Consider the following 14,068-nt stretch of genomic DNA (forward strand, 5'->3'; position numbering starts at 1 on the left):
GGGTCAGCGGAACAGGGTGTCGCCCCAGTAACCGCCGCGCCGGACGCCGGGCGGGCAGGCCCACAGCCCCGACCCGACGTGCTGGAGGTATTCGTTGAGCGAGTCGCCGGCCAGGTTGCGCTGGATGCGGATGAATCCCGTCCGCGGGTCGCGCTGGTAGGCGAGGAAGAACAGGCCGGCGTCCAGGCGGCCGAGGCCGTCGCTGCCGTCGGTGAACGAGTAGCCGCGCCGCAGGATGCGGGCGCCGCCGTTGCTGTCGGGGTGGGCCAGCCGGACGTGCGCGTCCGCCGCCAGACGGCGCAGGTCGACCGGGTCGTGCTCGCGGCGGGCGCCGAGCGGGGCGCCCTCCTTCTTGTCGCGACCGATGATCTGCTCCTGCTCGGCCAGCGAGGCGCGGTCCCAGGTCTCGATGTGCATCCGGATGCGCCGGGCCACCAGGTAGGAGCCCCCGGCCATCCAGTCGGCCCCGTCCGCGGCCGCCGCCCAGACGTGTTTGGCGAGCAGGTCGTCGTCGGTGCCGGGGATGTTGGCGGTGCCGTCCTTGAAGCCCATCAGGTTGCGCGGGGTCTGCGCGTCCGGGGTGGTGGAGGAGGTCTTGCCGAAGCCGAGCTGGGACCAGCGCACCGACACCACGCCGAAGCCGATGCGGGCCAGGTTGCGCACGGCGTGCACCGCGACCTGCGGGTCGTCCGCGCACGCCTGGACGGCGATGTCGCCGTCGCTGCGCTGGGGGTCGAGCTTGTCGCCGGGAAAGTGCGGCAGGTCGACCAGGGCGGGCGGGCGGCGGTCCTGGAGGCCGAAGCGGTCCTTGGCGAACAGCGAGGCGCCGAACCCGATGGTCAGGGTGAGCCGGGAGGGCGGCAGCCCCAGGGCCTCCCCGGTGTCGTCGGGCGGGGCTTCGGCCACCCCGCCGACCGCGCCCCGTCCCACCGGGCGGCCCGCCGTCATGGCGGCGGCGGCCGCGGTCCACTCCTTCAGCAGCCGGACGAGCCGGTCGCGGTCCTCGGTGACGACGTCGAACGCGGCGAAGTGCAGCCGGTCCTGGACGGGGGTGGCGATGCCCGCCTGGTGGGCGCCGTGGAAGGGCACGGCCCCGCCGGGGGTCTCGTGGTGGTCGGCCAGTGCCCGGTCCACTCCGGCGCCGGCCGCCGCGCCCACCAGCAGCCCGGCCCCGGACAGGCCCAGCATCCGGCGGCGGGAGACCCGCCCGCCGCCCGCCGTGTCCGGCCCGGCGGTCATCGCGAGATCACTCCCGCGATCCTGGAGACCGGCTCGTGCAGCCCGTTGACCGCGTCCGACAGCTTCTTGCGCTCGTCCTGGCCGACGGTGTCGTAGGAGACGTAGCCGTCGCCCTTCTCGTACCGGGCCAGCAGCGAGTGCACCTTGCCGAACTCCTCGTCCAGCGTGACGGCCAGCGCCGGGTCCTTGGCCTGCACGACCGGCTTGAGCAGCTCGTGGACCTTCTGCGCGCCGTCCAGGTTGGCCTTGAAGTCGGCCAGGTCGGTGTGCGAGAACGCCTCCTCCTCACCGGTGATCTTGCCGGTGGAGATCTCGTCCAGCAGTTCCTTGGCGCCGTTGGCCATGTTGACCGGCTTGAACTCCAGGGCCGGGATCCGCGATCGCAGCTCCTCCAGGTCCTTGACGAGCCGGTCGGCGGTGGCCTCCTCGCCCTTGACCGAGCCGGTCTTCCACAGCGCCTTCTCCAGCTTGTGCCAGCCGGTCCACTCCTGGCCCTCCTCCAGGTCGGCCTCCCGGGCGTCGATGCGCGGGTCGAGGTCGCCGAACGACTCGGCGACCGGCTCGACGCTCTCCCAGCCGAGGCGGGACGGGGCGTACAGCCGCTTGGCCTGCGCGACGTCGCCGTCCTTGACCGCCTTGACGAACTCGCGGGTCCTGGCGAGGGTGTCGTCCACCTGGGCGGTGACGTAGACCTTGTAGTCGGCGGCGGCCTTGGCCAGCTGGGGGTCGCCTGCGGCGGCGCGCCCGGTGACGGTGATGTCCTTGCGGATGCCGTCGCCGACCATGCCGGGCTTGCAGGCGATCTGGTACTTGCCCGCGTCGAGCTGGACGGTGAAGTCCACCGAGGTGCCGGGACCGATGTTCTCCCGCTCGGTCATGATCTTGTCGCCGGGGCCGTAGACGTAGACCTCGGTGACCTTGCTGCCCTTGTTGGTGACCTTGAAGTCGATGGTCCCGGCCGGGAACTCGGTACGGCCGACCTCGCAGGCGGTGTCGGTGGCGTCGATCGCCGTGGCGGCCGCCGCCCCGCCGCCCGCGTCGTCGGTTCCGCCGCAGGCGGCCAGCAGAGGGATCATGAGCGCGGCAAGACCGGCGAGACGAACGGATGGCATGCGGACTCCCAGAGGGGACAGGTAAGGCTGGCCTAAGGTACTCCTCCTCGCCCGACGTTCCAACGGGCAGGCCCCCTTTTTCGGCCAGCCCCTAAGTCGCAATCTGCCCACTTCAGGGGCAGGTTCATGTCACCGGGCCGTACCCGGCGGCGTGAGGGCGCGTTTGAGGATCTTGCCGGTGGGTCCGGTGGGCAGTTCGTCGACGCACGAGACGTGGCGGGGGTACTTGTAGGCGGCGACCCGTTCCCGGACGAACTCGCGCAGTTCCTCCGGCTCGACCGGGGCGCGCAACGCCACCACCGCCGCGACCTCCTCGCCGAGCTCGGGATGCGGGACGCCGACGACGGCGGCCTGGCGCACGGCGGGGTGCTCGTGCAGCACCTCCTCGACCTCGCCGGGGTACACCGTGCGGCCACCGCGGATGATCACGTCGCGGCGGCGGCCGACCAGGAAGAAGAACCCGTCGCCGTCCGTACGGCCGAGGTCGCCGGTGTGGAACCAGCCGTCGCGGATCGCCTCGGCGGTCGCGGCCGGGTCCCGCCAGTAGCCCTTCATGACGTTGGGGCCGCGCACGACGATCTCGCCGATCTCGCCGGGCGACAGCTCTCGCCCATCGTCACCGACCACCCGCATCTCCACGCCCGGCACGGGACGGCCGACGGAGCCGGGCCTGCGCCGGTGGCCACCCCGGTTGGCGGCGGCCACCGCCGAGGTCTCGCTCAGCCCGTAGCCCTCGACGATCCGGCAGCCGAACCGGGTCTCGTAGGCCCGCAGCACGGCCGGCGGCAGGGCCGCGCCGCCACTGACGCACACGCGCAGCAGCGACATGTCCGAGGCGCCGGGCTGGTCCAGCAGCGCGATGTACATGGCGGGCACGCCCTGGAAGACGGTCACCCCGTCGCGCCGGATGAGCTCCAGGGCCCGGCCCGGGTCGAAGCGCGGCATCAGGGTCAGCCGCCCGCCCGCGTGGACGGTGGCGTTGAGCGCGCAGGTCTGCCCGAACGCGTGGTAGAGCGGCAGCGCCCCGAGCACCACGTCGTCCACGCCGAGGGCGTGCATGCGGGCGACGGTCGCGGCGTTGCCCGCGAGGTTGCCGTGGGTCAGCTCGATGCCCTTGGGCCGGCCGGTCGTCCCGGCGGTGTAGAGCAGGACGGCGATGTCGTCGGGCGAGGTCGCGGCGACCTCGCCGACGGGCACCGCCCCGCGCAGCAGTCGGCGGAACTCCTCGGGCACCACGAACAGGCAGTCGGCGCCGGTGCCGGCGGTCCCGGCCTCGGCCGCCTCGGCACAGGCGTGCCAGGCGACCAGCAGCCGGGCCCCGCAATCGCCGACGTAGGCGGCGATCTCCCGCCGCTTCAGCAGCGGGTCGAGCGGGACGACCACGGCGCCGGCCCGCAGCGCTCCGTAGTAGACGACGGCGAACTCCGGGACGTTCGGCAGCATGACCGCGACCCGGTCGCCGGGCCCGACGCCGCGCCCGCGCAGCAGCCCGGCGACCCGGGCGCTCAGCGCCTCCAGCGCGTGGTAGCTGAGCCCCGCGCCGTCGAGGGTGAGAACCGTCCTGCCGCCGAGCCGTCCGGCGGCGGCGGGCAGCCGGTCCGCGAGGTTCATGCCCCAGAAGGTACGTCCGCGCTCCGGCCGTCCTCATTGGTCGCGGAGACCAGTCTTTTCCGCCCCGGATTGGTGGCCCGCGGCCGGGAGTCCTGCAGCGCGATGGCCACCAACAACTCGACCAGGTCGGTGATGTGGCGCAGGTTGCGGCCGGTCCGCTCCTGGATGCGGCGCAGCCGGTACTGGGCGGTGTTGTGGTGGATCTGCAGCCGCTCGGCGGAGGCGCGCAGGTTGAGGTCGGCGGCGGCGAACGCGCGGATCGTGGCGGTCAGCACGCCGCCGCGCTCCCGGTCCTCGGCCAGCAGCGCGGCGATGCGCGGGTCGACCAGGTGCCGGGCCGTGTCGTCGGCCCGCATCGCCAGGTACTGGAACGGGGTGAGCCGGGGCAGCGCCGCCACGCCCCCGTCCTCGGGCAGGAACTCCAGCGCCGCGCGGGCCTCCCGGTAGGCCTGCGGGACCTGGCCGATGCCGCAGGCCACGGTGCTGATGCCCATCGCCAGCGCGATGCCCTCGCCGAGCAGTCCCTCGCGTACCGCCTGCAGCCGGTCGCACAGTCGCCCGGCGTCGCCGCCGGGGCCGAGCGCGGGAACGGCCACGATCTCCGAGCGGCGGACGACCGACAGCGTCCGCAGGCCGTTCACCCCCGTCCGGGCGATCGCCGCGCAGGCCGCGTGCCGGGCGTCGGCGCCCTGGTCGGGCCCCGTGGCCACCGCCGTCCGGTCGGCCGGACCGACCAGAACGGCGACGACCACCACCAGGGGCGTGCGGGTGCCGGGGGTCAGGCCGTGCGCGCCGGCGGCGGCCAGTTGCGGGCCCCGCGTGGGCGCCTCCCCGTCCAGCAGGGTCTCCAGCAGGTCCCGGCTCTCGCGGACCGCCTCGGCGGCGGCGTACTGCTGGAATTCCATGTACGCGTTGGCGGCCTGGGTGCTGGCGAAGTCGCAGTAGCGCATCAGCGGGGCGGCCAGCGTGAGGGCGGCCTCGTGACCGGCGAACGTGCGCCCGGCGCGCTCGACCACCGCCTCCCAGAAGACCTGCTGGCCGACCCGGAAGGCGTTGATGTAGTCGGCCAGGGCCAGCCCGGCCCGGGCCCGCCGCATCGCCGCGCGGCGGGTGAAGGCGATGTCGTCGAGGGTCACCGTGCGCTCCTCCAGCAGCACGGCGAGCTTGGTGCGGTAGTGCCGGGCGATCTGGTCGCGGGCGTCGGCGAGGAAGCCGGCATCCCTGTCCCGGTAGGCGGGGATCTCCGCGCGCATCGCCGCCAGCGCCGTCGCGGCCAGGTCGTCCACGTGGTGCAGGAGGTCGGACAGGATGCGCGAGCGTTCAGCGCGGACGGTGTCCGCACCGGTGAGCGTTTCCGTGCTGAAACCACCGGACATGCCCGGATGATCCTTGCCGGTCCGGGGCGCGTCAACGCCCCGTGACCCCTCCGAGACAGAGCCTGTGTGCGGTGGACAAGTCCCGCCCGCCATCTTGGGTGATCGTGCCCAATGCGGCCCTGACCGGCGGATCTTACGCTGACGCCCTACTCCGCAAGGCCGCCCGCCGCCCACCCCCAGGAGGCCGGATGCTGGAGGTACGCGATCTCACCGTCCGCTTCGGCGGCATCACGGCCCTGGACGGGGTCGGCTTCGAGGTGCGGCACGGCGAGACGGTCGGGCTGATCGGCCCGAACGGAGCCGGCAAGACGACCCTGTTCAACTGCCTGACCCGCCGGTACCGGGCCGACGCGGGCACGGTCCGCTACCAGGGCGCCGACCTGCTGGCGGTGCCGCCGCACGCGGTCGCGGCGCTGGGCATCGCCCGAACCTTCCAGAACCTGGGCCTGTTCCCGCGCCTGTCGGTGCGCGACAACGTGCTGGTCGGCGCGCACCACCACGGGCGGGCCGGCTTCCTGTCGGCCGGGATGCGGCTGCCCGGGGTGCGCCGCGAGGAGGAGCGGCTGCGCGCGGAGGCCGACGGGCTACTGCGGCGGCTGGACCTGGCCCACGTGGCCGGCCATCCGGCGGCCGGGCTGCCGTTCGGCACCCTCAAACGGGTCGAGTTGGCCCGCGCGCTGGCCGCCCGTCCCCGGCTGCTGCTGCTGGACGAGCCGGTGAACGGGCTGAACTCGGCGGAGGTCGCCGAGTTCGCCGGCACCCTGCGGGCCGTCCGCGACGACTTCGAGGTGACCGTGGTCGTGGTCGAGCACCACATGGGCTTCGTGATGGGCACCTGCGACCGGGTGGTGTGCCTGGACTTCGGCCGCAAGATCGCCGAGGGCTCGCCCGCGGAGGTCCAGCAGAACCCGGCCGTCGTCGAGGCCTACCTGGGGACCCCCGCATGAGCACGCCGGACGACGACTTCCTGGTGGTGGAGGACCTGCACGCCGGATACGGCGGCGCGCGGGTGCTGCACGGGGTGAGCCTGACGGTGGGCCGGGGCGAGGTCTGCGCGATCCTCGGCCCCAACGGCGCGGGCAAGACGACGCTGCTGCGGGCGCTGTGCGGCATGGTCAAGGGCCGCGGCGCCGTCCGGCTCGGCGGCACCGGCCTGCTGGGACGGCCGCCGGACGCGGTGGCCCGGCTGGGGGTCGCCCACGTGCCCGAGGGGCGCGGCACGTTCCTGCCGCTGACCGTCGAGGAGAACCTGCGGCTGGGCGCCTTCACCCGGCGGGACCGCGCCGCCGTGCAGGCCGACCTGGAACGGGTCCACGGCTACTTCCCGGTGCTGCGGAAACGGCTGAAGCAGCAGGCGGGCAGCCTCAGCGGCGGCGAGCAGCAGATGCTCGCGCTCGGGCGGGCGCTGATGCTGCGGCCCCGGCTGCTGCTGCTGGACGAGCCGTCCCTCGGCCTGGCCCCGATGGTCACCCGGGAGTTGTTCGGCATCGTGCGGTCCATCAACGAGGAGGAGCGGACCACCGTGGTCGTCGTCGAGCAGAACGCCCACCTGGCGCTGGGCATCGCCCGGCAGGCGCACGTCCTGGAGACCGGCCGGATCGTGCTGTCGGGACCGGCCGAGCGGATCCGGGCCGACGAGCAGGTCGCCCGGTCCTACCTGGGATACCGGGTCTGACATGGCCGGGTTCGCGCAGCAGGTCGTGGAGGGCATGGGCGCGGGGGCGATCTACGCCGGCCTGGCCCTGGCCCTGGTGCTGATCCACCGGTTCACCGGCATCGTGAATTTCGCGCAGGGCGAGCTGGCCATGTTCTCCACCTATGTGGCCTGGCAGTTCATGGACGCGGGGCTGCCGTTCTGGGCGGCCTTGGCGATCACGCTGACGGTGTCGTTCACCGGCGGAATGCTGATCGAGCGGGTGGTGATCCGTCCGGTGGAGGGCGCTCCCGAGCTGACCATGGTGATCGTCACTGTGGGGCTGTTCATCTTCGTCAACGCCGCCGCCGGCTGGATCTGGTCGTTCCTGATCAAGGACTTTCCCAACCCGTTCCCCGACGGCGCGCTGCGGGCCGGCGGGGTCGCCGTCGGCTACCCGACGCTGGGGATCCTGGCCGTGGTGGGGCTGGTGATGGGGCTGTTGTACCTGCTGTTCCGGCACACCGGGATCGGGCTGGGGATGCGCGCGGTGGCCGCCGACCCCGACTCGGCGCGGCTGGTGGGCATCCGGGTGGGCCGGACGCTGGCGCTCGGCTGGGGCCTGGCCGCCACCGTGGGGGCGGTGTCGGGGGTGCTGGTGGCCCCGCTGCTGTTCCTGGAGCCCAACATGATGGGCGGCGTCCTGATCTACGCGTTCGCGGCGGCGACCCTCGGCGGCTTCGACAGCCCGGCCGGCGCGGTGGTCGGCGGGCTGGTCGTCGGCGTCGCCGAGACCCTGGCCGGGGCGTACGTGGACGTCGTCGGCTCGGACCTGAAGATCGGGGTGCCGCTGGTCATCATCCTGGTCGTCCTGCTGCTGCGGCCCCAGGGCCTGTTCGGGCGGGCGACGGTGGAGCGGGCATGAGCGAGACGGCGAACACGGCAAACACGGCGAGCACGGCGAACGAGGCCGCGGCGGAGCCCGCCGAGGTCCAGGCCCCCGGGCGGGACGCGTCCGGGGAGCCCGGCTCGTGGGGCGCGCGGCTGCGGGACGCGGCGGTGGAGCGGTGGCGGCCGATCGCGCTGGCGGCACTGCTCCTGGCGGCCTGCTATGCGCCGTTCCAACTGGTGCCGTTCCGGGTCTTCCAGTTGACGATGGTGCTGGTCTACGCGGTGGCGCTGCTGGGGCTGAACCTGCTGGTCGGCCATGCCGGGCAGATCTCGCTGGGGCACGGGGCGTTCTTCGCGGTGGGGGCGTACGCGGCGGCCCTCATGCTCGACCGCTGGGACGTGCCCTACCTGCTGACCCTGCCCGTCGCCGCGGCGGTGGCGTTCGTGCTCGGCCTGGGGCTGGGGGTGCCGGCGGTCCGGCTGCACGGCCTGTACCTGGCGCTGGTGACGCTGTCCATCGCGGTTTTCCTGGTCCCACTGCTCAAGCGGTTCGAGTCGGTGACCGGCGGCTCCATGGGGCTGACGCTGACGAAGCCGGCGCCGCCCGCGTGGACCGGACTGGCCGAGGACCAGTGGCTGTACTTCCTGGCGCTCGCGGTCGCGGTCGCCGCCTTCCTGCTCGCCCGCAACCTGCTGCGCTCGCGGGTCGGCCGGGCCCTGCACGCCGTCCGCGACAACGAGGCGGCGGCCGAGGTCATGGGCGTGCGGCTGCCGTTCTACAAGACGCTCGCCTTCGCCTGGAGCGCGATGTTCGCCGGGGCGGCGGGCTGCGTCTACACGTGGGTGATCGGGTTCGTCTCCCCGGACTCGTTCCCGGTCACCCTCTCGATCACCCTGCTCGCGGGGATCGTCGTCGGCGGTCTGGGCTCGCTGTCCGGGCCGCTGCTCGGGGGGCTGTTCGTGATGTTCGTGCCGTCCTGGTCCCAGGACATCAACAAGGCCGCGCCCGGCGTGATCTTCGGCCTGCTGATCATCGCGGTGATGTACGTCGCCCCGACCGGGCTGGCCGGGCTGGCCGGACGGGCGGCGGGCCGGATTCGCAGGACCCTCCGGAGGGAGTGACAGATGGGTGCATCGACGATCCGCCGGACGGCGGCGGTGGCGGCCGTACTGCTGGCGGCGACCGCCTGCGGCGGGCGGGGGGACGACGGCGGGGGTACCGCGGCCTCGGGCGCGTGCAAGGGGCAGCAGACCACCGGCATCACCGACAAGAGCATCAAACTGGGCGGCATCTACCCGCTGTCGGGGCCCGCCTCCGCCTACGGCGACATACCCAAGGGCATCAAGGCGTACTTCGACTACGTCAACGCCGAGCAGAACGGGATCGGCGGGCGCAAGGTGGAGTTCCTGGTCCGCGACGACGGCTACCAGCCGCCCAAGGCGGTCGAGGAGGCCCGCCGGCTGGTCGAGCAGGAGCAGGTCTTCGCCCTGTTCCAGACACTGGGCACCCCGTCCACGGCGGCGACCTGGGACTACACCAACCAGCGCAAGGTGCCGCAGGTGTTCGTGGCCACCGGCGCCTCCCTGTGGGGCACCGACACCAGGCACCCGTGGACCATCGGCTGGCAGCCCAACTACGTCTCCGAGGCCCGCGTCTACGCCCGGTACCTCAAGACCGACCGGCCCGCCGCCAAGGTGGCGGTGCTCTACCAGAACGACGACTTCGGCAAGGACCTGCTCGGCGGGTTCAAGAAGGCCATCGCGGGCAGCGGCGTCAAGGTCGTCGCCGAGCAGAGCTACGAGGTCTCCGACCCCAGCATCGACCCGCAGATGCGCAACCTCGCCGGTTCCAAGGCCGACGTGTTCCTGAACGTCACCACGCCCAAGTTCGGCTCGCAGGCGCTGGCCGCCGACGCCAGGAACACCGACTGGAACCCGCTGCACATCGTCAACAACGTGGCCGCCTCGCGGACCGTCCTGCAGCCGGTCGGCTTCAAGAACGTGCAGGGCGTCGTCTCGGCCACCTACTACAAGGACCCCACCGACCCGCAGTGGAACGACGACGCGGAGATGCGGCTGTACCGGGCGAAGATGAAGCAGTACGCGCCCGGCGCCGACCCGAACATCCCCTACCACGCCTTCGGCTGGGCGGTGGCCAGCAGCTTCCACAAGGCGATGCAGGCCGCCAAGTGCCCGACCCGCGAGGGGCTGCGCGACTCCGTCCGCAACCTGAACAACGTCCAGGTCGACATGCTGCTGCCGGGCGTGACGCTGCAGACCGGACCCGACGACGGCTTCCCGATCGAGTCGATGCAGCTCATGCGCTTCAAGGGCGAGCGCTGGGAGCTGTTCGGCAATGTCATCGACACCCGCAAGGAGTTCGGCCCGCTGACCGACTAGCCCGGCCCCCGGCTCCCGGCCTCCGGCCCGGCGCGGACCTCTCCCGCGCCGGGCCGCTGGTCCGTGTCCGCCGCACGGCCGGGTGCCCTCACCACGGGCTTGGCGGCGGGATTTCGTTCCGGACGCTCCGGCCCGGTGGCCGCCGTCTCGGGGTGGCTACTCCCCCTCAGCGGTGGTGCGGATCCAGGAGACGGTGAGGGACTCGCGGGTGCCGAACCTCTCCAGGTGGCGGCCGACCACGTCCTCGACGCGGGCCAGGCCCTCGGCGTCGGGGGCGGTGGCGGTCATCACCAGGACGCCGTCCTCGGCCCGCAGGTCGCAGGCGCCCGCGCCTTCGGGGAGTGCGACGTGGCCGGTGTCGCCCTCGACGGTGGTGGTGACCCTGCGGCCGAGGTGGTCGCACAGTTGCTTGATGTAGCGGGCGGGCCGGTCGGTGGTCACCCGGGCGGTCGACTCGATCATTACGGCGCTCCTCAGGCGGCATACGCACATATCACGACGTACCTGAATACGGTTCGACAATAACCGCCACCAGAGCCATCCGAATCTGGTGGGCGGCCCGGAGTCCGGGCCGCCACGAGGATCAGCGGGCGCGCAGGAAGCGGGCGGCCAGGGGGGCGGCGACCTCGGGGCCCGAGCCGCCGCCGGCGACGAAGGCGGCGAAGGCCAGGTCGTCCCGGTAGCCGACGAACCAGGCGTGGGGTTCCCCGCCGCCGACCTCGGCGGTGCCGGTCTTGCCGGCGGTGCCGGACGGAAGGCCGGCACGTTCGGCGGTGCCGTCGGTGACGACCGCGCGCATCATGGTGCGCAGCGCGGCGGCGTTCGGGACGTCGTGGGACGGCTGGGGGCGGTCGCCGGTCCCGCGGATCAGCTTGGCGTCGACCAGCCGGGGCGAGCGCCAGGTTCCGTCGGCGACCGCCGCGGCGACCATGGCCATCACCAGGGGGCTGGCCTGGACGCGGCCCTGCCCGATCGCCGCCTCGGCCAGTTCCGCGCCGTTGCCCGGCTCGGGGAAGGAGCCCCGGACGGCCGCGATGCCGGGGGCTATGGGTCCGCCGAAGCCGAACGTTCCGGCGGCCTCGGCGAGCTTGGCGGCGCGCAGCCGTTCGACCGCCAGCCGAGCGAAGGTGGTGTTGCAGGAGTGGGCGAAGGCCTCTCGCAGCGAGGTGCCGCCGAGGGCCAGGCCCTCAGAGTTGCGGATGGTGCGCTGGGCGGTGACGACCGACCCGGGGCAGTCGACGCCGCCGGAGGAGGACATGCCGTCCGACAGCAGGGCGGCGGCGGTGACGACCTTGAAGGTGGAGCCGGGCGGGTAGTTCCCCAGGAAGGCGTTGCGTCCGCCGAGCCGGTCGGCGACGGCCAGGATCTCGCCGGTGGACGGGCGGACGGCCACGATCGCGGCGGTCTTACCGGAGACGGCCTTCTCGGCGGCGGACTGCAACGTGCGGTCCAGGGTGGTGCGAATCCTCTCGGGGGACTCGGCACCGAGCACGGCCAGCCGCCGGGGACCGGCGCCGGGCTGGATCAACTCGACGGCCCAGCCCCGGGTGTCGTCACCGGAGTCGCCGGAGTCGCCGGAGTCGCCGAAGCGTTCGGCCAGGGCGGCGATATAGGGCTGGAGGGTTCCGTCTCCTGGCAGCGGCCGCTTGTCCCGGGCCAGGAACGTGGCCGGGGCCGACTCGGTCTCGGCCAGCTTCCAGGTGGCGGGGCCGCGCAGGTCGGGGTGCAGGGTGGCGGGCGACCACAGGACCTTCCATCGCCGGTCCACCAGGCCCATGCGCAGGGTCGACCGGTAGGTCCAGGTGACGCGGCCGGCGAGGTTCCGCGTGACCTCGAACTCCTGGTACGCGCTCTCACCCCCGGGATCCCGGACGAGGGGCCCCGGTTCGAGCTCGACCGAGTAGACCTTCAGCCCGTTGGACAGGGCGCGGTGCTGAACGGCGAAGTCGCCGGGAGGGTCGGCGACCAGCCGCGACATCCGTTCCAGCCCGCCGTCCCGCCAGGCGGCGAAGTAGTCGCGGGAGGCCTGCTCGGGGCTGCCCCGCACTTTGCGCGACATCGAGAACGCGGTGACCGCGCCGGCGGCCAGGACGACCGCCAGCATCCCGGCCAGGACGAGCACCCCACGAGACCGCACGGCCGACTCCCTTCGACGTTCCCCGGCATTGTGTTCACCTGAAGGTGCCGGAGGCCGCGAACGGCCGGTTCCGGCCGGAATCCACCGCGAGACGGACTCCTCCGGAATCGTCCACTGGGACGAACGGCGCGGAACCGACGGGCGATCCGTGACACATGGACTCCGGCCGGAATCCACCGCCGCCGTCCGCAGCACCGGAAGACGCACGGAACCGACGGGCGATCCCGCGGCGCGCGGGCTCCGGCCGGATCCCGGCGGTCGGTCCGGTCGGATCCCGGCGGCGGCGCCGCGGCGGGTCAGGCTCCTGCGGGCGAGCGCCGGCGGTCTCGGAGCCCTTGTGGCGGCCCGGTCAGGCGCCCTCCCCCTCGGCGGCCTCCTTGGCGGCCGGGCGGTAGGTGGCGATGATGACCCCGTTGGTGAAGACCTTGGTCTCGGCCGCCTCGAAGGAGGCGCCGAAACCCTCCCGGGTGAGCAGTTCCTCGGGGTCGCCGGTGCCGACGATCACCGGGTGGATCCACAGCCGCAGCTCGTCCAGCAGGCCGTGCTCGATCAGCAGCCGGGTGACCGGGCCGTAGCCGTACTGCAGGATGTCCTGGCCCGGCCGCTCCTTGAGCTCGGCGATCTCCTTCACCACGTTGTCGGAGATGACGGCGGTGTTCTTCCACTCCGGGTCCTTCAGGGTGGTGGATACCACGTACTTGGACATGGTGTTCATCCGGACGCCGAAGTCCCCGGTCTCCTCCTCCATGTGGGGCCAGCTCGCGGCGAAGCCCTCGTAGCTCTTGCGGCCCATCAGCAGGGCGTCGCAGGAGAACAGCTGGTCGTAGGCGAACTTCTGGGCCTCCTCGTTGAAGTACTCGAAAGTCCACTCGTTCGGCCGGGCGATGACGCCGTCGAGGGAGACGTAGGTCGAGTTGATGATCTTGCGCATGGTTTTCTCCGGTCTCATGAGGGGTTGGTCAGGTCGTGTAGGGCCGCCGGACCCGGGCCTCCCGGAGGGCGAGCGCCCACCAGGTCAGCTGGTCCAGCGTGGTCTTGACGGCGGTGTTGCAGTCGGCGCCGGCCTTGGGCCAGGAGCCGTCGGCGGCGAACTGCTCCCAGTAGCAGGGCAGGCTGATCCCGTCCCTGATGGTGACCGCGTGCAGCTCTCCGAACACCTGGCGGAGCTGGGCGGCGGCGTTGCGGCCGCCGGACTCCCTGCCGTAGGTGATCAGCGCGACCGGCTTGGCCTTCCACTCGTCGTAGTACCAGTCGATCGCGGTCTTGAGCGGGGCCGGGTAGCCGTGGTTGTACTCGGGCGTCACCACCGCGAAGGCGTCGGCGGCGGCCAGCCGGGGCGCCAGCGCCCGCACCGGCTCCGGCAGGTCGCCGTCGTGGTCGGGCAGCGTCTGCGGCAACCGGGCCTCGGCCAGGTCGATCAGGTCGACCTCCAGGTCGGCGCGGCGGCGGGCGCGGGAGGCCAGCCAGCCGGCCACGGTCGGGCCGAAACGGCCGTCACGGGTGCTGCCGATGATGATCGCCAGTCGGAGCCGATCCGTTCCGCTCATCTGCCGCTCCCTTCGCCGCGGTGTTCCGTCCGACACGTCCCACTGTGCGGGGACCCCCTTACGGGATCTTTACGGCCGGTTTTCCGCCCCCGCGCCGGCGTCCGCGGCACCGCTCGTCCGTT

13 protein-coding genes are annotated in these 14,068 nt (G+C 72.9%); 5 read left to right on the top strand and 8 right to left on the bottom strand.

Features of this window, described 5'->3' with window-relative positions:
- Nucleotides 1–3 precede the first annotated feature (3 nt).
- The 4 genes from efeB to C4U03_RS13245 all read right to left on the bottom strand — a co-directional run bounded on the left by efeB (nt 4) and on the right by C4U03_RS13245 (nt 5,338).
- The gene (gene efeB / locus C4U03_RS13230) at nt 4–1,239 is read right to left on the bottom strand and encodes an iron uptake transporter deferrochelatase/peroxidase subunit (RefSeq protein ID WP_103938049.1); all 1,236 of its coding nucleotides are present in this window, start codon (nt 1,237–1,239) and stop codon (nt 4–6) included.
- Entirely contained in the window at nt 1,236–2,351 is a 1,116-nt protein-coding gene (gene efeO, locus C4U03_RS13235; RefSeq protein WP_103938050.1) for an iron uptake system protein EfeO, read from the bottom strand. Before efeO ends, efeB begins: the two co-directional genes overlap by 4 nt.
- 129 nt (nt 2,352–2,480) lie before the next feature.
- Nucleotides 2,481–3,962: a long-chain-fatty-acid--CoA ligase gene (locus C4U03_RS13240; protein ID WP_103938051.1), complete on the bottom strand. Its 1,482-nt coding sequence runs from the start codon at nt 3,960–3,962 to the stop codon at nt 2,481–2,483.
- On the bottom strand, nt 3,959–5,338 hold the full coding sequence (locus C4U03_RS13245; RefSeq protein WP_103938052.1) for a PucR family transcriptional regulator: 1,380 nt from the start codon (nt 5,336–5,338) through the stop codon (nt 3,959–3,961). Before C4U03_RS13245 ends, C4U03_RS13240 begins: the two co-directional genes overlap by 4 nt.
- A 188-nt stretch (nt 5,339–5,526) precedes the next feature.
- Between C4U03_RS13245 and C4U03_RS13250 the strand changes: the two genes are divergently transcribed.
- Genes C4U03_RS13250 through C4U03_RS13270 form a run of 5 tightly spaced genes read left to right on the top strand, consistent with a single transcriptional unit; the run spans nt 5,527 to nt 10,262 of the window.
- Entirely contained in the window at nt 5,527–6,285 is a 759-nt protein-coding gene (locus tag C4U03_RS13250; protein ID WP_103938053.1) for an ABC transporter ATP-binding protein, read from the top strand.
- Nucleotides 6,282–7,013, top strand: a complete 732-nt coding sequence (locus C4U03_RS13255) for an ABC transporter ATP-binding protein (protein WP_103938054.1) — start codon at nt 6,282–6,284, stop codon at nt 7,011–7,013. Before C4U03_RS13250 ends, C4U03_RS13255 begins: the two co-directional genes overlap by 4 nt.
- Before the next feature lies 1 nt (nt 7,014).
- A complete protein-coding gene (locus tag C4U03_RS13260) occupies nt 7,015–7,896 on the top strand; it encodes a branched-chain amino acid ABC transporter permease (RefSeq protein WP_103938055.1) in 882 nt (293 codons plus the stop codon).
- Nucleotides 7,893–8,984 carry a branched-chain amino acid ABC transporter permease gene (locus tag C4U03_RS13265; protein WP_103938056.1) on the top strand — a complete coding sequence of 364 codons (1,092 nt, stop codon included), beginning with the start codon at nt 7,893–7,895 and terminating at the stop codon, nt 8,982–8,984. The genes C4U03_RS13260 and C4U03_RS13265 overlap by 4 nt, the downstream gene beginning before the upstream one ends.
- 3 nt (nt 8,985–8,987) lie before the next feature.
- Complete coding sequence (locus C4U03_RS13270) at nt 8,988–10,262, top strand: ABC transporter substrate-binding protein (protein ID WP_103938057.1); 1,275 nt, start codon at nt 8,988–8,990, stop codon at nt 10,260–10,262.
- Between the two features lie 156 nt (nt 10,263–10,418).
- On the opposite strand, the gene C4U03_RS13275 is transcribed toward C4U03_RS13270, so the two are convergent.
- The 4 genes from C4U03_RS13275 to C4U03_RS13290 all read right to left on the bottom strand — a co-directional run bounded on the left by C4U03_RS13275 (nt 10,419) and on the right by C4U03_RS13290 (nt 13,946).
- On the bottom strand, nt 10,419–10,724 hold the full coding sequence (locus tag C4U03_RS13275) for a DUF2218 domain-containing protein (RefSeq protein WP_103938058.1): 306 nt from the start codon (nt 10,722–10,724) through the stop codon (nt 10,419–10,421).
- 121 nt (nt 10,725–10,845) lie between these two features.
- Entirely contained in the window at nt 10,846–12,399 is a 1,554-nt protein-coding gene (locus C4U03_RS13280; RefSeq protein ID WP_146087362.1) for a penicillin-binding transpeptidase domain-containing protein, read from the bottom strand.
- Nucleotides 12,400–12,748: 349 nt separating this feature from the next.
- Nucleotides 12,749–13,330, bottom strand: coding sequence for a dihydrofolate reductase family protein (locus C4U03_RS13285; RefSeq protein ID WP_103938060.1), 582 nt, complete (start codon nt 13,328–13,330; stop codon nt 12,749–12,751).
- A 28-nt stretch (nt 13,331–13,358) separates the two neighbouring features.
- Nucleotides 13,359–13,946, bottom strand: a complete 588-nt coding sequence (locus tag C4U03_RS13290; RefSeq protein WP_103938061.1) for an NADPH-dependent FMN reductase — start codon at nt 13,944–13,946, stop codon at nt 13,359–13,361.
- Nucleotides 13,947–14,068: the final 122 nt, after the last annotated feature.

The sequence above is a fragment of the Thermomonospora echinospora genome, from assembly GCF_900108175.1.
Classification (GTDB): domain Bacteria; phylum Actinomycetota; class Actinomycetes; order Streptosporangiales; family Streptosporangiaceae; genus Thermomonospora; species Thermomonospora echinospora.